We start from the raw sequence: 20,723 nt of genomic DNA, 5'->3' as shown, positions 1-20,723 counted from the left end.
GAACCATTTAATTCTGAATGATGAACAAACGTGTGACGATCACCATTGCAACCTGTATTGCATTTCTATTAATGTTCACAATGTTTTCGTTAAATGCGAGCGCAAGTGCATACTGGTTAGAAGTTTCAGGCTCTGGAAAGGTAAACGAGGCTGTAACCATCCAGGTATGTTACGGTAGCATTGATGATTATGGTGTGCGCCAGCGCGATACAGGTAAAGAACTGAAGCTAACCGGTGATTTCAAATTCTTTGTAACACTGAGTGATGGTAATCGCGAAGAAATTCAATTACACCCTAAAAAAGATTGCTGGGAAGGAAGTTTTTTACCGAGGGCGAATGGTATCTACCACATTGCAGGTATAAATGATAAACACCCCGTGGTTGATCGTTCAAAGTCAGGCGGTATCAATGAAAAACCGGTTGATTATCTGTGTGCCGATTATACGGTTGGTAATGGTACGTTGTTGGACAAGCCAACTCAGCAACTTGATATTATTACCCATTATGAAGGGAGGAAGGTGATTATAAAGACATACAATAATGGTTCGCCAGCTGCATCCGGAACAAAACTTCGGGTCTTTAACCCTGATAACTGGGAAAAGGAACTGACTTTGGATGAGCATGGGGAAGCTACTTTTGTACCCACTATAAAAGGCTTATACATCATCCGCCAGGATTGGATTGATAAAACAGCCGGGACCTATTTGGGGACAGCCTTTGCCGATACAAGATACCGGTGTAATTACTGCTTGAAATTTGAGTAACCTATAAATCAAAAGGCTTTAGTTATTACTAAGGCCTTTTGATTTTAATTATGGTATAATCATTCGGTTCGTCGGGTAAAACCGGGTGTTGGTCTATTATTCCTGCATCATAACCAAAGATGAGAGTTTCCTGACATTGAAAATGGATTAATATACGTTCATTTGTATTGACGAAAGCGTCAAACTAAACGGTAAAAAAAATGGCCACAAGAGACACAGGAGCCGAACAGTTAATAAAAGACACTGCTAAACGCATATTTTTTGCCGAAGGCAGAATGAATGCCACCACGCAGGATATTGCCGATGCTGCGGGTGTAACACGTACATTGGTTAATTATTATTTCCGATCAAAAGAGGCATTGTTTAAACAAGTTTTTGATGAATCGATGTATGATATGGGCCGCCGCATGGATGAGGTGTTGGTATCGGACATTCCTTTTCAAAAAAAAATAGAAAACTTTATCGAACTGTTTTACACGCAATTTACCGCTTATCCTTATCAGGAAGCCTTCATGATCAGCGAGATCAATTCATTAGGTTTTGATATTCCGCATAAACAACGTTCACCGGTTTTGGAAAAATTTCTGAAAGAAATACAAATACAGATGGATTTAGGAGTAGTAAAAAAAATGAAACCGGTTAATTTTTTAATTAATCTGTTTGCGCTATTAGCTTATCCTTTATTAACCCGTCCGTTGTTTAAAATTGTGTTCGAAATATCTGATCCACAATATGATAAGCTAATGAATAGCAGAAAGAAAATGATAATCGAAATGCTGCTCAATTAATATTTTTTTACTCTAAAATTGACAATAATGTCAAACTAAAACTTCAAATACAAACATCAACACACACAAACTAATATGAATTTCCAACTAATAAAAATGAAGAAAGCTATCTTCCCGGGCATATTATCAGCCATGGCTATACTCGTTTTATCGTCATGTGGCGGTGGCCAAAAGCAGGGTGCGGCTGCTGGTATGGGTGGGCCACAACCACCTGCAAGCTACCAGGTATTTACAATAACTCCAGAATCGGCTACATTAAACAGCGACTATCCCGCCACTATGCAGGGTGAACAAAATATCGAGATCCGCCCTAAAGTGGATGGCTTTGTGGATAAAATCTATGTAGATGAAGGTTCGGTAGTTAAAAAAGGCCAGCTATTGTTCCGCATCAGCGCGCCGCAATACCAGCAAGATTTAAATAACTCTGCTGCAGCTATCAGCAGTGCCGAGGCGGATGTTAGTGCGGCGCAGTTGGCGGTAAATAAAACCAAGCCACTGGTTGAGAAGGATATCATCAGCCATTACGAATTAGAGTCGGCAGAATATACTTTGACTGCACGTAAAGCTGCCCTTGCACAAGCCAAAGCAACTTACAATACAGCTAAAGTAAATCTGGGCTATACAACCATAACCAGCCCGGTTGATGGTGTAATTGGCACTCTGCCTTATAAAACAGGTAGTTTGGTAAGCAGCACCAATACCAGCCCGTTAACAACAGTATCAAACATCGGTAAAGTATATGCCTACTTCTCACTTAACGAAAAGCAACTGCTTGATTTCTCGCGTACCATTAAAGGCAGCACACTTAACGAAAAACTGGCTAATACCCCGGCGGTAACATTGATCCTGTCAGATGGTTCAACCTACCCCGAAAAAGGCCGTGTAGAAACCATCGCCGGTTTAATTAATACCGAAACAGGCTCGGCCAGTTTCCGTGCATCGTTCCCTAATCCGGTTGGGTTATTGCGTAGTGGAAGCAGTGCAAGCGTACGCATCCCGCAGGTAATTAAAGATGGTATCCTGATTCCGCAACGTTCCGCTTACGAGTTGCAGGGTAAGCATTTTGTTTACCTGGTTGATGCCAAAGGCTTAGTTAAGAGTACCGAGATTGAGGTGATGGACCTTACCGTCGGTCAGTTTTACGTAGTAACCAGCGGACTAAAAGCCGGTGATAAAATTGTATACGATGGTAACAGCTCCCTAAAAGATTCGGCCACAGTTAAGCCCGAAGAAATGGATGCCAGCAAGGTTTACCAGGACATTAACAAATAACCCAGGCTTTCTTAACCGGATGGGTGCCGCGTGGCATTCGTCCTCAAAATATTCAACATAAACAAATATTATGTTACGCAAATTTATAGAACGGCCGGTACTATCTACCGTAATATCGGTCATCATTGTAATATTGGGTATACTGGGTTTAACCTCGTTACCTATCTCTCAATACCCCGAAATTGCCCCGCCAACCGTACAGGTATCAACTTCGTACCAGGGTGCGAATGCCGATGTGGTAATGAACAGCGTTATTGTACCGCTGGAAGAGCAGATAAACGGTGTAGAGAACATGACTTACATGACATCCACCGCCAGTAATGATGGTACCGCCACCATTACCGTATATTTTAAACTGGGTACCGACCCCGATCTGGCTGCGGTAAACGTGCAGAACAGGGTATCGAAAGCCACCAGCTTGCTACCTGCCGAAGTTACCAAGGCCGGTGTTACCACTGCAAAACGTCAGAGCAGTATGGTGATGATCTTCTCCTTATACAGCGAGAACAAATCATTCGACCAAACTTTCTTACAGAATTATGCCAACATCAACTTATTGCCACAGATTAAACGGATCAGCGGTGTGGGTGATGCCAGCGTATTCGGTTCCAAAGATTACTCGATGCGTATTTGGTTAAAGCCAGATGCGATGGCTACTTATGGCTTAATCCCCGATGATGTAAACAACGCGCTTGCCGAACAAAACGTGGAAGCCGCACCGGGTAAATTTGGCGAAAACAGCGACCAATCTTTCCAGTACACTATTAAATATAAAGGCCGATTAAAAACGCCTGCCGAGTTTGAGAACATTGTAATCAAATCAACAGGTAACGGACAAATATTAAGGCTGAAAGATATTGCCCGTATTGAACTGGGTTCATTAAGCTACTCCAGTAATACGCTCACCAACGGCAATGCATCTATCGGTGTGGCTATCAATCAAACAGCGGGATCAAACGCGCATGAGTTGATTAAGCAGCTGGAGACTACCATCGAGGCTTCGTCAAAATCATTCCCTCCGGGCGTACATTATTCGTCGTTATTGAATGCGAACGACTTTTTGGATGCCTCGATTGAAAAAGTGATCCACACATTGATCGAAGCCTTTATTCTGGTGTTCATCGTGGTGTTTATCTTCTTACAGGATTTCAGGTCGACATTAATCCCGGCCATTGCGGTGCCTGTGGCTATTGTGGGTACATTCTTCTTCCTCAACTTGTTTGGTTTTACCATCAACCTGCTTACGCTATTTGCAATGGTACTGGCGATAGGTATTGTGGTGGATGATGCCATTGTGGTGGTGGAAGCCGTGCACGCCAAATTGGATCATGGTTACAAATCGGCCCGAAAAGCAACTATTCGTGCCATGGATGATATCAGCGGGGCGATTATTTCTATTACTTTGGTAATGGCGGCGGTGTTTGTACCGGTATCATTTATCACAGGTTCGGCAGGGGTATTTTACAAACAGTTTGGTTTAACACTGGCTATCGCGATTGTTATTTCTGCGATAAACGCCTTGACTTTAAGCCCTGCGCTTTGTGCCCTGTTATTGAAACCGCATAATGAAGATCAGCATCATAAAACCACTTTTCTGCAACGTTTTTACAATGCCTTTAACACCTCGTTCGAGTCGGTTACAGGTAAGTACAAACGCTCTGTAAACTTCCTGATCGGTCGTAAATGGCTGGCTGGTTTGGGTATTGTAGCGTTTGCAGGCCTATTCTGGTTCTTGTTAAAAACTACACCAACCGGTTTCGTACCAAATGAGGATCAAGGTGTATTATTCGCCAACATCAGCTTGCCGGCCGGTGCTTCGCTCGAGCGTGGTGCGGTTGTGGCTAAAGAGGTGGATGCCATTATCCACAAACTACCCGAGGTTGAAATGACGCTGCAAATTACCGGTCAAAACTTTATTGCCGGTGCAGGTGGCTCGTACGCCATGATCGTTATCAAGCTAAAACCATGGGATCAGCGTAAAGAAAAAGGTCAGGATTTGACAAGCCTAACTGGTAAACTTTTCGGGATGACATCGGGCATCAAAACAGCCCAGGTATTATTCTTTGCGCCGCCGACGCTGCAAGGTTTTGGTAACAGTAACGGTTTCGAGTTTCAGCTACAGGATAAAACCGGTGGCGATATCAGCAAGTTTGCTGCGGTAAGCAACAAGTTTGTAGCGGCGCTAAATCAACGCCCTGAAATTCAATATGCGGCAACATCATTCAATATTAATTTCCCGCAATACCAGGTTGATGTTAACGTAGCTAAATGTAAAGATGCGAACGTTTCTGTAAGTACCGTGTTGGGCACGTTACAAGGGTATTATGGTGGTTTATATGCCTCAAACTTTAACGAGTTTGGTAAACAATACCGCGTAATGATCCAGGCTGATGCACAATACCGCGGTACGCCGGAAAGTCTAAACAAGATCTACGTGCGCAATACCAACAATGTAATGTCGCCAATTTCTGAGTATGTTACGCTTAAAAGAGTTTATGGCCCTGAAGCTATTAACCGTTTCAACTTGTTTACTTCTATTGCGATACAAGGTTCACCTAAGCCAGGCTACAGCTCGGGAGATGCCATTAAGGCTATTGAACAGGTAGCTGCGCAGACTTTACCTGTTGGTTATAGCTACGAGTACTCGGGCTTAACCCGCGAGGAATTATCGAGCGGAAGCCAGACCATCTTCATCTTTATGTTGTGTCTGATCTTCGTCTATTTCCTGCTGAGTGCGCAGTACGAAAGTTATATTCTGCCATTTGCGGTATTGCTTTCATTGCCTATCGGTTTGGCCGGAGCGTTCATCTTCGCTAAGATCTTTGGGGTTGAGAATAACATTTACTTGCAGATCACACTCATTATGCTCATCGGTCTTTTGGCTAAAAACGCGATTCTGATCGTGGAGTTTGCTGTAGCGCGTCGCCGACATGGCTTAAGTATTGTAGAGGCCGCTGTTGAAGGTGCAACCGCACGTTTAAGGCCAATCTTGATGACCTCGTTCGCCTTTATCCTCGGGCTTGTTCCGCTGATGGTTGCATCTGGTGCGGGCGCCGTGGGTAACCGTTCTATCGGTACAGGTGCAGTAGGAGGTATGTTAATCGGTACCCTGTTCGGTTTGTTCGTGATCCCGGTTCTGTTCATCATTTTCCAAAGTCTGCAAGAGCGCATTAGCGGCACACCGAAATTTATCCCGGTGGTTGATGATGTTGAAGAAGAAGATGAGGAAGAAGTTGCACACGCATAAGCACGATTGATTATTAAGCATTTCATAAAATGACAACAAAATATTATAAATATATCGCCCTCGTTTTTGCCGGGGGAATGATCGCGGCTTCGTGCAACGTATCTAAAAAATACAAGCGCCCCGATGTAAAGGCCAGTAACCTGTATCGCGATAGTACAACCACAGATACCACTTCAATGGCCGATCTGCCCTGGAAAACGCTGTTTGCCGATACCGTTTTGCAAAACCTGATACAGGAAGGTTTAAATAATAACCTTGATCTGCGTACCGCTATCCTAAAGATCTCAGAATCTCAGGCTACCTTACGCTCGGCTAAGTTGGCTTATTTTCCAACACTGGATGCAGGGGTACAGGTTACGCAGGCTAAAACTTCGCAATCATCGCTGAATTTCCCGGCAGGTATCGGTATCAATTTAAATACCACTACTTACCAAGCTTCATTGACTGCAAGCTGGGAGTTAAACATTTGGGGGCAGCTAACCAGTTTGAAACGCCAGGCCCTGGCTAACTTTTTGCAAAGCGATGCCTCTAAGCGTGCCGTGCAAACGCAGCTGATTGCAGATATTGCGAATAACTATTACAGTTTATTGTCGCTCGATCAGCAATTGGTCATAACTCAACAAACGGTTAAAAACCGGATAGTTGATGTGGAGACGATGAAAGAATTGAAAGAAGGAGCTGTAGTAAACGGGGCTGCCGTAGTGCAAAGTGAGGCTAACCGTTACGCTGCAGAAGTACAGATCCCAGACCTGAAGCAAAGTATCCGCGAAACCGAAAATGCTTTATGTATTTTACTGGCCCGCGCTCCCGGACCAATCAAACGTACCACACTTGGCGAACAACAATCCGTTATAGATTTAAAAGATGGCTTATCAACCCAACTATTGCGTAACCGCCCGGATGTTCAAGCTTCTGAGTTTGCGTTCCGATCGGCGTTTGAGAATACCAATGTGGCGCATTCGTATTTTTATCCGAAGTTGACGATTACTGCTGAGGGAGGATTGTCATCATTACAGCTGAAAAACCTGTTTGATAACTCGATCTTCTACAACCTGATTGGCGGTCTTACCCAGCCCATCTTTAACCAGGGGCAAAACAAAGCACGTTACCGTATTGCGCAGGCGCAACAGTTAGAGGCCTTTAATACTTTTCAGCAAACCATTTTAACTGCTGGTCAGGAGGTTTCAAATGCGCTGTATTCTTACCAAAACGCGGTATCGAAACAAGAAACCCGGAAAATGCAGCTGGCTGCATTAGAGAAATCTGTTGATTATACTAAAGAACTGTTACGCTACAGTTCGGCAACAAATTATACCGATGTATTAACATCAGAACAAAGTTTACTGGCCGCGCAGATCAGTGGGGTAAATGATAAGTTGCAGCAGTTGCAAGCTGCAGTTAACCTTTACCGCGCCTTAGGCGGCGGATGGAAATAGTGAGAGAGCCGTGATTAATTCAATTTGATTTAGGGGCAGGTCTGGTAACGGATCTGTCTCTTTTTTATGCGTGCTCGCATCAGGTATACTTTCGTTGTTATACTGCTAAACAATATGTTAGTTTTGCCGTTTTATCACGATAGTAAAAAAACTACATGTCAAACAACGATTCTAATCTTTACAATAATCAACCATTTTTAGCCGGTGGCGGCTCAATGGGGGAAATGATCCGGAAGTTTGACTGGAGCAAAACAAGCCTTGGGCCGCCCGAACAATGGCCGGTAGAGTTAAAAAATATGACCAGCATGTTGTTAACCAACGCCTTCCCCGTACTAATATGTTGGGGCGATGATTTTATACAGATATATAATGATGCCTTTAGGCCTATTAATGGAGAAGGTAAACATCCCCAAGCTTTAGGAGGCAGCGCCAAAGATACTTATGCCGAAATATGGGAAACCATTGGCCCCATGTTTGCCGATGTAATGCAGGGTAAAACACATGGCTTTCCTGAGTTTATGGTGCCGCTTAATAGAAATGGCTATATAGAAGAATGCTATTTCGATTTTTCGTACAGTCCAATTAAAAGTGTTGATGGTATTATCGGTGGGATACTGGTGGTTTGCGTAGAGACAACCGAAAGAGTGAACTCATTAAAAGAATTTCAGAAAAGCGAAGATGCATTTCGTAATATGAATGAAGAGATGGCTTCAGCTAATGAAGAGTTGGCTACTACTAATGAAGAACTATTTGAGAGCCGCGAAAATTTGCAACAGTTGCTGGAAGAACTGGCAGACAGTGAATCGAAAACACGCAGTATAGTTGAGGCTGCACCATTCCCGATAGGGGTTTATATTGGTAAAGAGATGCGGGTGGTTTTGGCCAATAAATCTATACTTGATGTTTGGGGCAAGGGGTATGATGTAATTGGCAAATTATATGCTGATATTTTACCCGAGCTGGATAACCAGGCAGTGTTTACGCAACTGGATCATGTTTTTACTACAGGCGAACCTTTTGTTGCACGTAACCAGCGTTTAGATCTGGTAGTTGATGGCGAGACAAAAACTTCCTATTTTAATTATAATTTTACAGCCCTTGTTGGTAAATCCGGCGAGATTTACGGCGTGATGAATACAGCTGCCGATGTTACCGATGTTGCTATTGCCAGGCAAAAACTACAGGAAACAACTGACGATGTATCTGCCTTAAATGAGGAGCTTGCAGCTACTAATGAAGAATTGGCAGCCACTAACGAAGAGTTGTTGGTTGCTAATGAAGAACATGCACTCATTAACAATGAACTTGCAAAAGTTAATAATCAATTAAGCCTTGCCCAGGACGAACTGCAATTAGCCATAAATGCAGCATCACTGGGTACATTTGATCTGAACCCGGTTACCGGGAGATTTGTAGGTAATGATTTACTGAAATCGTGGTTTGGGTTACAACCCGAAGAGGAAATTGAACTGCATAAGGCAACCGATGTAATTGACGAAAATGATAGGGAAAGGGCAATCGCAGCCATACAAACTTCTTTAACCTATGAATCTGGCGGCGACTTTGATACTTACTATACTATTTTAAATCCGCTTAACCCTATCCCTAAAATTGTGAGGGCGAAAGGTAAAGCGTTGTTTAATGACGAGCGACAACCTATTCGTTTGAGTGGTGTTTTACAGGATGTTACGGAACAACGAAAAGACGAACAGCGCAAAAACGACTTTATAGGCATGGTGAGCCACGAGCTGAAAACGCCGCTTACCTCATTAACTGCCATTGTGCAGGTTTTAAATTCTAAGTTGAAAAGCAGTGAGGATAATTTTATCTCTGGTGCGTTGGATAAGGCCAATATCCAGGTGAGGAAAATGAGCTCGATGATCAATGGTTTTCTCAATATATCGCGTTTGGAGTCGGGCAAGATACATCTTGATAAAAGCGATTTCAATCTCGAGGTATTAATTGAAAATATGATTGCAGAAACCCAGTTCAGTTCGCCGGGATACCTGATTAGCTTATCGCCCTGCAATCCAATTTCTGTTAATGCAGATCCGGATAAAATAGGGTCTGTGATTTCTAATTTATTAAGTAACGCTGTTAAGTATTCGCAAAAAGGCACACATATAGAAGTGACTTGCCTTATTAAAGACAATGGCGTTGAAATTTCGGTACGTGATGAAGGGATAGGCGTAAAGGCAGAGGACGTACAACATCTTTTTGATCGTTACTACCGCGTTAACAATCCTAATTACAGCCACATCTCCGGCTTTGGGATCGGGTTATATCTGAGTTCTGAAATCATCCGACAGCATAGGGGTGAAATCTGGGTAGAAAGTACTCCCGGTAAAGGATCTACCTTCTATTTCAGTATACCACTTAAGTAATTAACAGATGTGAAATAAAAGGCCTTAGCATTATGCTAAGGCCTTTTTATTTTATTTACTGCCGAATGCATTTTCGAGCCATCCGCAACCCATGCTTAACACTTTCTTTCCACCTTTTATGATCGAAAACTCTGATCGTCTGTTTAACTGATGCTGCTCTTCCGAACATGGTACGCCATCCGGGCAATCAGTAACCAGGTTATTTTCACCAAAGTGCTCGGTGAACAATCGCGACGCATCGATGCCATTAGCCACTAAATAATCTTTTGCTGCTTGGGACCTGCGTAACGAAAGCGCCATATTGTAAGCTTTCGATTCGCGGCTATCACAATAGCTGGCTATCAGTAATTTTAATTCCGGGTGCTCATTCATCAGTTTAATCACCTTAGCCATTTGCACCTGTGCATCTGCGCGGATGAATGACTTATCCAGATCGTAATAAATTTTATTGATGGTAAGCATTCTTTTTACCGAATCACAATTAAAACCTGGCGAAGCAGTTTCTTTGTCAGTATCAAAAGGTCGTTTTACGCCGGTAATTTTAAGCACTACGTTAATGATTGTGTCGGTATGTATGCCTTTAGTGCTTATGTCGACAGATGCCGTACTGAAACCGTAATTGGTAGCCGTGATATGATAATCTGTTTCTGGCTGTAACAGGCTGCCGAAGCTGCAAGGCATATCAGGTTCCAAATCTTTCAGTCCATAAGGTTTTATTAACGCGGTACTATAGCAAATTGGCTCTCCGGTTTTGGCATCTACAATGGTACCATGCAGTTTAATCTGGAACTCTTTATGTAGGAAGCTATAAATATCATCGCTGCCTTTGCGGTTACTGGTGAAAAAGCCATGTTTACCATCATCGCTTCTGATCAACCCAAAATCATCAACAGATGAGTTAACCGGCGATCCTACGTTGATAGGATTATGCAAAGGTTTCAAATCGCTCAGCGTCACCTGGAATATATCCAAACCACCCAAGCCAGGGTGACCGGTTGATGAGAAATAAAGCGTGCTGTCTTTATACAGGGTAGGGAACAGCTCATTACCCTCGGTATTAATCACTGGCCCCATGTTTACAGGTTGTTCCCACTCACTGTTAACGGTGGCACGTTTGCAATAGTAAAGATCAGTGCCGCCGTAGCCTCCCGGTTTGTCTGATGCGAAGATCAACACCGTACCCGCCTTATTCAAAGCCGGGTGCCCAACCGAATACTGGTCATTGTTGTAAATAAACGGTACAATCTTTTCCCAGTTTGGTGCCTGGGCAGTGAAGATTTTTAGCTTATTTATGCCGTCCTTACTCTCTTCATATTTGCCTTTGTAATAATTATTACGGGTAAACATTAAAGAGCCATCGGGCAATAAAGCCGCAGATCCTTCGTGGTAAGGCGTGTTTACATTACCCATTACCGGTTCGGCTTTAACTTGTGCGGCCAGATAATCGCCCAAAGTATCATTTAAAAACTTGGGGTTGTAATTACCCTGCGTATGTGTATCGTTGGCTGTTGGCGGGGTATCGTCATCGTTAGGTTTATACTTTTTGCCTTTGGTCTGGATATCTCTTCTTATCGCATACCTAAGGCTGTCCATATTAACCGCCTTAATATCCATCCGATTTTTTACCTCGTATAAATCACTAAATGGTGTTTGGTCCCAGCCGAAAACCTTTTTTACCAAGACTCCCGGTTTACGGTTACTGCTGAAGATCAATCCTTTCTTATAATACAAAGGCGAATACTCTGAAGCAGCGGTGTTGATGTTTAGATAGGAGATAGTCCAGTCTTTACGGTTACGCAGAAAGGCATCAATCTCAGGGTAAGCTTTGGTAAAGGCTGTGGCACGGTCATCCTTAGTTACCAATTCGAGATATTTCTGATACCATTGCTCAGAACCTGCATAGTCTTGCTTGTTGGCCAATGCTTCGGCATAATATAAAGCCCATTGCGCTTTAAGTGTTGGCGCCTGGGTTAGCTGGGCATACCAGTAAACAGCCTTATCGTAATTCTTAATGTTACGATAGCTATCGGCAATCATTTCCTGCGCTTCAATATCTTCGGGATGATCTTTCAATTCGCGCTCCAGTAATTTTATGGCAGGGGTATATCTCAAAGCCAGATATTCTTTACGAGCGGCTTTCATCAGGTTGCTTTCTTCCTTCTTAGTCTTTTGGCTAAAAACTAAGGCCGGTAAAAGCAGCAGTGCAATTAAGGTTATGTATATCGTTTTTAACATATCAATGCTCTAGAAATAACGTGGAGACAGGATTTTACCTTTAGTTGAACCAAACTCATAACGGATCATGATCTCGTGGCTACCCGAGTTAAATTGCACCAGCGGGGTCGTGCTCCGGTCGTATGAATAACCTAATCGGATCTGCGGCGAAACCTGGAACTCTACCATTCCCGAAATATCAGCCTCGGTACGGTACTGTGCGCCGATCCCTAATATATCCCTGATCCATAAGGTAGCATTTAAATCACCTTCGATAGGGGCACCCTTTACATATTTAATCAATACAGATGGTTTCAGGTGAAGGTCATCATTCAAAGGAAACACATAACCCGTAGCCAGGAAAAGATGCATGGCCTGCCCGTCGAAACTGTTATTATTCTGTACCGTAAAGTTGTGCAGCTGGTTATTCAATAATTGTGGTGATGACAAGCCGAGGTAAAACTTATCTGTGCTGTAGTAAAGGCCTACACCAAAATCAACCAGTGTTTTATTTACATTGGTGCTGAATGCCTGATCGGGTGTGTTATCAGAACCCAGGTTAACCGAAGTAAAATCGGCCCGGTACTGGCTGGCACCTGCCTGTAAGCCCATGGCCAGTATACCCTTACCCATCGGGATCCGGAAGGCATAGCTACCGAAAGCGCCCGTGGTATTGGTAATACCTAAACGGTCGTTAAAAACCTGTAAGCCTAAACCTATCTTTTTATTATCAATCGGTGCATCAATGCTAAAGGTTGCCGTTGTTGGTGCGCCCTGTATACCAACCCATTGGCTGCGGTACAATGCCGTGGCCGAAGTCACGTTCCGGCTACCCGCATAGGCAGGGTTAATAGCCAGGGTGTTAAACATATATTGGGAGTACATGGCCTCTTGCTGCGCTATAGCTTGTTTCCCCACGCACGCTATAAAAATTACTATAATTAATATTCTCAAGCTCTTCATAACTATCTGTTTAGGGTTATATAGCCCACATAGCGGTCTGTGTTATCAAATTTTACAATGTAGTAGTAGGTGCCTTCAGGCAAATCATCGCCTATGTGGATGCCTTGGTTACACTTGCCTCCCCAGTCGTTTTTGTAATTTGTATCGCGGTATACGAGGTTACCCCAGCGGTTATAAACCTCGAGGTTGATCTTTCGTCCGCTTGCATTTTCAATCACAAAAGTATCGTGCGAACCATCGCCGTTAGGGGAGAAACCCTGCGGGATAAACTCGTTAGGCCGTTTCAACTCAATAGGTGTAGGTATTGATGAACTCACATCGCCCGTTCCGGCAACATCAGGTTTATAACCATCGGTCGATTGATCGGTGGTTGTTGCACCCGTAATAGATGTGCCTGTAGCCGTAGCCCGGTTCAAATAAGTACTTCCGTTGGTTAAAATAGTCAGGTTTACTACCAGTTCAATCTCCTCAACCTGGCCAATGAATAGCGTATTGCCCGATGCCAGCATTTCGGGGTTGCTGTTTCCGTTGAAACTGTTGTTAACCGATAACCTGCCCAGCGTTCTGATACTCTTAACCTGCCATTGCTCACCGCTGAAAGTGGCGTTCAGGTTATCCTTAATACTCACGTTGTTTAAATCGGTAATACCATAGTTACCCACAGTTAAAACATAAGTTACATCATAAGTACCATTGGTGGCTTTAACGGCAGATTGCACTGCTTTTGCCAAACCAATAACCGGTTTATCATTCGTATTGATGGTAACCGTTGCCACGTTACTTACTGCTCCATTTTTGTCCTTAACGGTATAAGTAAACTGATCCGGCCCTGCGTAATTCTGATTCGGTGTATAAGTTACCAAACCGGTTACCGGGTCAACAATCAATGTACCGTGTGCCGGCTGACTAATGATAGTTACCGTTGTCGGATCCAGATCTGCACTGCCTGTTTTATCATTATTAATTACAGGGATGCCTACCGGTTTATTAGGTGTGGTAGTTGTAACATCATCAACAGCGGTTGGCCCTTGCGGGATAGCTATGGTAACATTCGCCACATTCGATATCGATCCATTTTGATCTTTAATAGTATAAGTAAAATTATCCTGACCAAAATAACCCGGGTTAGGGGTATAAGTAGCTACGCCTGTAGTTGGGTTAACCGTAACTGTACCATGTAATGGCTGTTGTACAATAGCTACTGTAGAAGGATTCAACGGAGCACCACCGTTAACATCATTAACAGGCAGATTAATGGATACAGGTGTATTAACCGCTGTAACTGCATTATCATTGTTAGCAACTGGTGCCTGGTTTACAGTGATGGTTGCTGTCGCGATGTTTGATGTACCTCCGTTGGCATCGCTCACGGTGTAAGTAAAGGTATCTGTTCCAACATAACCTGCATTAGGGGTGTAAGTTGCTATACCGGTTGTTGGGTCGATAGTTACCGTACCGTGTTGTGGTGGGGTAATAATAGTAACTGTGCCTGGTACCAGATTGTCTGATCCCCTAACATCGTTATTCAGTAAGTTGATGGCTACAGGAGAATTTGACCCTGTACTTGCTGCATCGTTATTAGCTACCGGTAATTGTTTAGGTGTAACAGTTACCTGGCTGCTGTTGTTGGTAGGGTCGCTATCTGTTTCGGCACCGCTAATAGTAGCTGTATTGGTATAGCTGCCTGTTGCGTTTACTTTGGCTGTTACTGTGAGTGTTGCATTAATAGTATGTGCTAATGCCCCGATTGCCCATGTGCCGCTTGCATTATTATAGGTACCTGTTGATGGTGTAGCACTTACGTAAGTAAAGCCGCTCGGCAGTAAATCAGCCACGTTAACATTGCTTCCCACGCTTGGTCCGTTATTACTTGCCGTAATGGTAAACGTAATCTGCGTGCCGATAGAAGGTGTTAAGGTTGAGGCCGTTTTAACTACTTTCAAATCGGTAACGCTATTCTGCGTATCAACATCAGTAGCGGTATTATTGGCTGGTGTAGGGTCGGTTACACCAGCAGGTGTGGCTACTGTGGTGGTATTGGTAATGCTACCACCGGTAAAGTCTGGTGGTACTGATACTACATAAGTATAGGTTACGATACTACCCGCAGGCATATTTACCAGCTGACCAATATTGCCCGTGCCCGATGCTGCACCTGTTGCACCGCCGGTATAAACGGCAGTCCAGGTGCCGGTTACACCGGCTGGTAAGTTATTGGTTACAGTTGCGCCGGTTACATCGCTTGGACCAATATTGGTTACCACAATGCTGTAAGTATTATTGGTGCCCGGCGTATAGCTTGGTTTGCCATCACTATTGGTTACGCTTAGATCGGCAAGGCTGCTTTGGGTATCGGTATCAACCGCCGTGTTATTGGCAGGGGTAGGGTCTGCTAAACCTACAGGGGCGATAACCGTTGCCGTGGTGCTAACATCTCCCGTAAAATTACCAGGTATGGCTGCAGTTACTGTATAAGTAACTGTGCCATTAGGTGGGATAGTTACCGTTTGATTGATATTACCAGTTCCCGATGCTACGCCTGTTGCGCCGCCTGCATAAACAGCGGTCCAGTTTCCGGTAATGCCGGTAGGCAGGGTATAAGTTACTGTTGCGCCGGTAGCAGTACTTAAACCTGTGTTAGTAGCAACAACGGTGTAAGTATTGGTTGTGCCTGGGCTGTAAGTTGCTTTGCCATCGGTATTGGTAATGCTTAAATCAACCTGACTAACCGGGGTATCCGTATCAGACGCGGTATTATCAGCAGGGTTAGCATCTGTTAATCCCGGTGGGGCAGTCACGGTAGCAGTGGTAGTTAAATTACCCGTTACGGAACTGCCAACTGCGGCAGTTACTACATAAGTAACCGAACCACCAACCGGTAAGTTCACAATCTCATTAATGCCTGTATTTCCACTTGCACTGCCGCTTGCGCCGCCTGCGTAAGTGGCCACCCAGGTACCTGTTACCCCAGTTGGGAATGGGAAGGTTACCGTTGCGCCATTGGCATCGCTTGTGCCGTTATTACTTGCTACAACGGTGTAAGTATTGGTACCACCCGGAGTGTAAGTTGTTTTGCCATCGCTATTAGTGATACCAAGATCAATAACGCAGTTGGCTACCGTGATCACAATATCATCATGACTATCGGTACACTGACCGGTAGAAACTGTCCATCTGAAAGTATAAACTCCGGCTACTAGCCCGGTTACTGAAGCATGGTTGTCATTTATTGAGCTAAATACCGGATCGGCTGCGCCAACTGGTTTAGACAGCACTGTCCATGTACCCGTACCCACGGTTGGGGCTGTTGCAGATAATACTGCCGGGGCAGATAAGCAATAGTTAGCCGCAGGCTGGCCTGCATCTGCCTGTGATGGTGGATCGAATATGGTGAAGCTTACATCGCTTGTTGATGTACATGCGCTGTTGTTGGCAATAGTCCATCTTAAGGTATAAGCACCTGCTTTTAAATTGCTGGCTATGGCTGTTGCGCTGTGTACATTATTAAATGTTACAGTCGGACTAAAATTAGGTTGCGTTACAACGGTCCATGTACCCTGATCGTTACCCGTTAAGGTCGTGTTGCTTGAAGCAAGGTTTACCGAAGCAGTACCGCCTGCAGTTGTAGCGCAGCTATTGGCAACTGTACCCGCATTAGCGGTGGCAGGTGTATTATCCTTTACTGTGATATTTACATCGGCCGATGAAGCTGTACAAGTACCGTTGGTAATAGTCCACCTGAATTTATATGGATTTGCAGGATCAACCACTAAACCCGAAACCGAAGTTGTAGGTACATTGGGTGCATCGATAACAGGGGTGCGGGTATCGCCGGGGCCGTTTGGTACAAATGTCCATGTACCGATACCCACGGTAGGTGTATTGTCTGATAATACAATATTACCCAAACAAGCCGCAGGCTGATCTGTCATTGGAGCAGCAGCGGTTGGCGGGTTATAAACACTGATCCGTACAATATCATTGCTTGATTGGTTACCGGTACAATTGGCATTGGTAACAGTCCACTGCAATAAATAATCACCCTGAACACTTAAATTAGCCAATACGGCATGAGGGTCTGTTGTTGATGAAAGCGTTAGTACGCTGCCGTTAGGCCTGCTGATCACGTCCCATGAACCTGTACCTACAGTAGGAACGGCTGCATCCAGTATTACCTGCGTAGTGTTGCTGGTACAGATCTGCTGATCCGGGCCTGCATCTGCTGTTGATGGCGGGCCGCTCACGGCTACCGTCATATCATCGGTCAATGTACCGCAACCACCTGCATCTTTGCCACCTACTAAGCCTGTATTAATAGTGTATCTAAATATATAATTGGTATTCGGTACCAATCCGCTTACAATAGCTGTGTTACCAAAACCTGTTGATGAACCATTTTTAGTGATCGTAACAGGAGGTGCGCCTGCAGGTGATGACGAAACTAATGTCCACGTACCATCGCTGCCTTCGTTACCGGATAATATCGTTGTTGAAGTGTTACATAAAGCTTGGTCTGCACCTGCATTGGCAGATTGGTGTACGGTGATAGTTACATTAGAGGTTGATGCCGGGCAAATAGTACCATTGGTTGATTTCCATGTCAGTACGTAAGTACCTAACACCAGCCCGCTTACGGTAGCATGCGGGTCGCTTAGGCTGCTGAATGTTGGCGCGTTTGGCCCGCTTTGTACCAGCCATAATCCCGTGCCTACAGTAATGGTATTGGCATCTAAAACTGTTGATGTACCATCGCAAAGCGTAATAGGATTATTGCCCGATACCGAAGCATTAGCAGGGGTAGGGGGCTGGCTCAGATTAAGATTGATGTCTGCAAATGAACTTGAGCAGGCGCTGTTGGTAATGGTATACCTGAAGGTATAACGGCCTTCACCCAAACCAGTAATAGTGGTTGATGTGCCATTTGGCGATGTAATTACAGCGCCACCGGCTCCGGCGGTTTGTGTCCATGTACCAACCTCACCTGATGCTAATGCTGCGTTGGTAGAAGTTAGGGTGACTGGACCAAGCCCGCAAATATCCTGTGCAGATGTACCTGTGCTGCCATTTATTGCTGCTACCGTTGTGCCCGGTGATATGGTTATTACCACGGTATCACGTGTGGTGCTGCAACCGCCTTTGCTTAGCTGCCATTCAAATTTATAAGTACCTACAGTTGCGCCGGTAACCGTTTGGCTGCTGGTGTTGGTAAATGCAGGCGTGTTAGGGCTGCCGGGCAATAATGTCCATATCCCGGTTTCGCCTGCATCGGGCGCGTTGGCTGCCAGGTTGAAAATAGTGGTACTGGCTCCCAAACATTGGTCGGGGCCTGCATTAGCCTGTTTAGGGCCGTTAGTGCTGTTGGTATTAATAACCATAGGATCGGTAATACTACCGCAGCTATTTTCAATTTTCCATTGCAGTGTATAAGTCTTATTGGCCAGTAAACCGGTTACAATTGCATTAGGGTCATTAACATTAGAGAATACTACTGTGCTTGCCGGGGTAGCAGGGCTTTCAGAAATTACACTCCAGGTGCCTTTTTCGTTCAGTGCAGGTGGGTCGGCAGCTAGTTTTACCGGTGTTGAAAAACATACGCTCACATCGGGGCCGGCATTCACATGTGTTGGAGGAGAGGCTACAATCACCTTTACATCCGATTGTGAATCGCCGCAATTGGTACCCCCACCGGTAACAATCCATCTGAAAGTATATACGCCGCTAACCAGGTTTGAAATACCGGTTGTATTTAAAGTCTTATCAGCAATAGTAGCCGTATTTGGTCCGCTTACCTGGCTCCATGTCCCTGTGCCCGAATCATCACCCTGTGGCGCATTACCCGCCAGCGAAGCTGATGTTACACCGCAGGCCAGAAACTGTGAAGTACCGGCATTAGCCTGGTACGGTGCTTTTGATACTACGATGGTAATATCGGCAAAGGCATCATTACAACCACCTGTAGCAATATCGCTATAACGCCTGAACCTGATTACATAAGTACCGATCTTGTTCATGCCCACAATCGGCTGAAAATCATCAGCCGCGGTGGTGAAACTATTGATATGCGCGTTGGCCTCGAGCTGTGAACCCGGAGGGGCGCTTACCAAAGCCCATTGCGAGCGGTTACCACCTGCTACCGTATAATGTACGGTTAGCTGGGAAGCATTACATGGTAAATAGGATGGGTTGGGTGTAGCGAAGCCAACAAAAGGTGGCGTTGTGTACCGAACATGATAAATAGCTACTGATGAGCAGTTGGTAACTGTGTTAGTAATGGTATATACAAAATCATAAGCAGAAGCGCCATCCATACCCGATATAGTGGTGGTAGGTGATGTTGGATTTGAAATAACCACACCTCCGGGGTTTGTGGAAGCCGAAACCCAGCTCACTACCTCATTCTTATAAAGCGGTACCACACCGTTTAACGCAGTGCTGGTACGGCCATCGCAATAGGTAAAAAATGGCTCGCCACCTGCATTGGTAACATCTTGCGAAGGGGGTGAAACATTAATGGTAACGTCCTTAAAACCGCTAAAACATGGGCCTGTTACCGTCCATCGCATCACATAAGTACCACCGATAAGGTCTCCGATCCCCATATTCTGGTCGTGAATGTCACCTAAAGAAGGGGTACTCGGACCACTGATGAACGACCATGTGCCTATTTGTCCGTTACCACTTCCGCCGAATGATGCGTGTAAGCCAACAGCAGCCTTTATTGAATAACAGCTTACATTAACCGGGGTTACAACAGAGATAGGCTCGCCGCCAAGATTGGTTACCCTTACGCTTGATGAAGAAGAGCAACTGCCTGAGCTATTGGTGATTGTCCAGGTATAAACCGAGGTGCCAACGGTATTACCCGTAGCCGGTAAAGAAATTGTACCTGTGGGTGATGTAACCGGGTTGGGTAAAGGCAAATTACCGCTTACAGACCATACGCCCGTTTCGCCTGCTTGTGGGGCGTTTGCGGCCATGGTTACCGCATTAGGGCCCGGACAAGAGCTAATATCAGGACCGGCATTGGCTACAGTTAAAGTTGAAACCGTATACACGGCATCGTCAAAAACAGGTGAACCATCGGTACAGGTAGCCGATAGCCGGAAGGTATAACTTTGCCCAACTGTATACCCGGTAACTGTTGCTATAGCTGTACCGCTATTTACTGTTGTTGCCGATACAGTAACCGGTTGGCCTGAAACCTGCGTCCAGGTGGCTTGCTGGGTAAGTAAACCAGTTGCGTTACCGGTAAGTACAAATGCACTACCGGGGCAAATGGTACGGTCGGCACCGGCGTTAATGGTACAGTTTTGCGCAAACGCAGAAACATGCACTATTAGCGCGAGTAAAATTGCAGGAAAATAAAAACGTAAAAATTTGATCATACAGTTGTATAAGCAAGTGAATAAATAGCAAATGCGGGTTGCTTGTATTGAATAGCCGAATTGGATTTTTCGACAGAAATGGTTGAGACGGGGCTTAGATATTGTGACATGTAAAGTTCAGTTATATATCAAGAATATAATTAGTGCAATATCCGACTATCGCTGATAATTACCGCTTAAAAAGACACAAAATAGGCATTTATTTACTTTTACGATAAAACTTTGCAATTAGATTTACTGTAAACTAATATTTTTGAAAATGCACAAAAT

At 44.6% G+C, this 20,723-nt stretch carries 9 protein-coding genes; 6 read left to right on the top strand and 3 right to left on the bottom strand.

The window, feature by feature from the left end; all coding sequences use genetic code 11:
- Positions 1-17 precede the first annotated feature (17 nt).
- The 6 genes from PQO05_RS16825 to PQO05_RS16800 all read left to right on the top strand — a co-directional run bounded on the left by PQO05_RS16825 (position 18) and on the right by PQO05_RS16800 (position 9,891).
- Positions 18-764, top strand: coding sequence for a hypothetical protein (locus PQO05_RS16825; RefSeq protein WP_273628588.1), 747 nt, complete (start codon positions 18-20; stop codon positions 762-764).
- 200 nt (positions 765-964) lie between these two features.
- Positions 965-1,552, top strand: a complete 588-nt coding sequence (locus PQO05_RS16820; RefSeq protein ID WP_273628587.1) for a TetR/AcrR family transcriptional regulator — start codon at positions 965-967, stop codon at positions 1,550-1,552.
- Between the two features lie 96 nt (positions 1,553-1,648).
- Complete coding sequence (locus PQO05_RS16815) at positions 1,649-2,824, top strand: efflux RND transporter periplasmic adaptor subunit (protein WP_273628586.1); 1,176 nt, start codon at positions 1,649-1,651, stop codon at positions 2,822-2,824.
- A 70-nt stretch (positions 2,825-2,894) separates the two neighbouring features.
- A complete protein-coding gene (locus PQO05_RS16810; protein WP_273628585.1) occupies positions 2,895-6,071 on the top strand; it encodes an efflux RND transporter permease subunit in 3,177 nt (1,058 codons plus the stop codon).
- A gap of 29 nt (positions 6,072-6,100) precedes the next feature.
- Complete coding sequence (locus tag PQO05_RS16805; protein ID WP_273628584.1) at positions 6,101-7,507, top strand: efflux transporter outer membrane subunit; 1,407 nt, start codon at positions 6,101-6,103, stop codon at positions 7,505-7,507.
- 155 nt (positions 7,508-7,662) lie between these two features.
- Positions 7,663-9,891 (top strand): ATP-binding protein, encoded by a 2,229-nt coding sequence (locus PQO05_RS16800; RefSeq protein WP_273628583.1) that lies wholly within the window; start codon positions 7,663-7,665, stop codon positions 9,889-9,891.
- A gap of 51 nt (positions 9,892-9,942) precedes the next feature.
- Here the strand turns inward: PQO05_RS16800 and PQO05_RS16795 are convergent, their stop codons facing one another.
- The 3 genes from PQO05_RS16795 to PQO05_RS16785 are packed head-to-tail and all read right to left on the bottom strand — an operon-like array spanning position 9,943 to position 20,453.
- On the bottom strand, positions 9,943-12,126 hold the full coding sequence (locus PQO05_RS16795; protein WP_273628582.1) for an OmpA family protein: 2,184 nt from the start codon (positions 12,124-12,126) through the stop codon (positions 9,943-9,945).
- A 9-nt stretch (positions 12,127-12,135) separates the two neighbouring features.
- Positions 12,136-13,068, bottom strand: a complete 933-nt coding sequence (locus PQO05_RS16790) for a PorP/SprF family type IX secretion system membrane protein (protein WP_273628581.1) — start codon at positions 13,066-13,068, stop codon at positions 12,136-12,138.
- A 2-nt stretch (positions 13,069-13,070) separates the two neighbouring features.
- Positions 13,071-20,453: an Ig-like domain-containing protein gene (locus tag PQO05_RS16785; RefSeq protein WP_273628580.1), complete on the bottom strand. Its 7,383-nt coding sequence runs from the start codon at positions 20,451-20,453 to the stop codon at positions 13,071-13,073.
- Positions 20,454-20,723 lie beyond the last annotated feature (270 nt).

This window comes from Mucilaginibacter jinjuensis, assembly GCF_028596025.1.
In the GTDB taxonomy this organism is placed as follows: domain Bacteria; phylum Bacteroidota; class Bacteroidia; order Sphingobacteriales; family Sphingobacteriaceae; genus Mucilaginibacter; species Mucilaginibacter jinjuensis.
This window is presented reverse-complemented; position numbering and strand designations above follow the sequence as displayed.

Bases quoted from the DNA above. Each gene is read 5' to 3' on its own strand.
- PQO05_RS16825 (WP_273628588.1), top strand. From the start codon at position 18: ATGATGAACAAACGTGTGACGATCACCATTGCAACCTGTATTGCATTT.
- PQO05_RS16820 (WP_273628587.1), top strand. From the start codon at position 965: ATGGCCACAAGAGACACAGGAGCCGAACAGTTAATAAAAGACACTGCT.
- PQO05_RS16815 (WP_273628586.1), top strand. From the start codon at position 1,649: ATGAAGAAAGCTATCTTCCCGGGCATATTATCAGCCATGGCTATACTC.
- PQO05_RS16810 (WP_273628585.1), top strand. From the start codon at position 2,895: ATGTTACGCAAATTTATAGAACGGCCGGTACTATCTACCGTAATATCG.
- PQO05_RS16805 (WP_273628584.1), top strand. From the start codon at position 6,101: ATGACAACAAAATATTATAAATATATCGCCCTCGTTTTTGCCGGGGGA.
- PQO05_RS16800 (WP_273628583.1), top strand. From the start codon at position 7,663: ATGTCAAACAACGATTCTAATCTTTACAATAATCAACCATTTTTAGCC.
- PQO05_RS16795 (WP_273628582.1), bottom strand. From the start codon at position 12,126: ATGTTAAAAACGATATACATAACCTTAATTGCACTGCTGCTTTTACCG.
- PQO05_RS16790 (WP_273628581.1), bottom strand. From the start codon at position 13,068: ATGAAGAGCTTGAGAATATTAATTATAGTAATTTTTATAGCGTGCGTG.
- PQO05_RS16785 (WP_273628580.1), bottom strand. From the start codon at position 20,453: ATGATCAAATTTTTACGTTTTTATTTTCCTGCAATTTTACTCGCGCTA.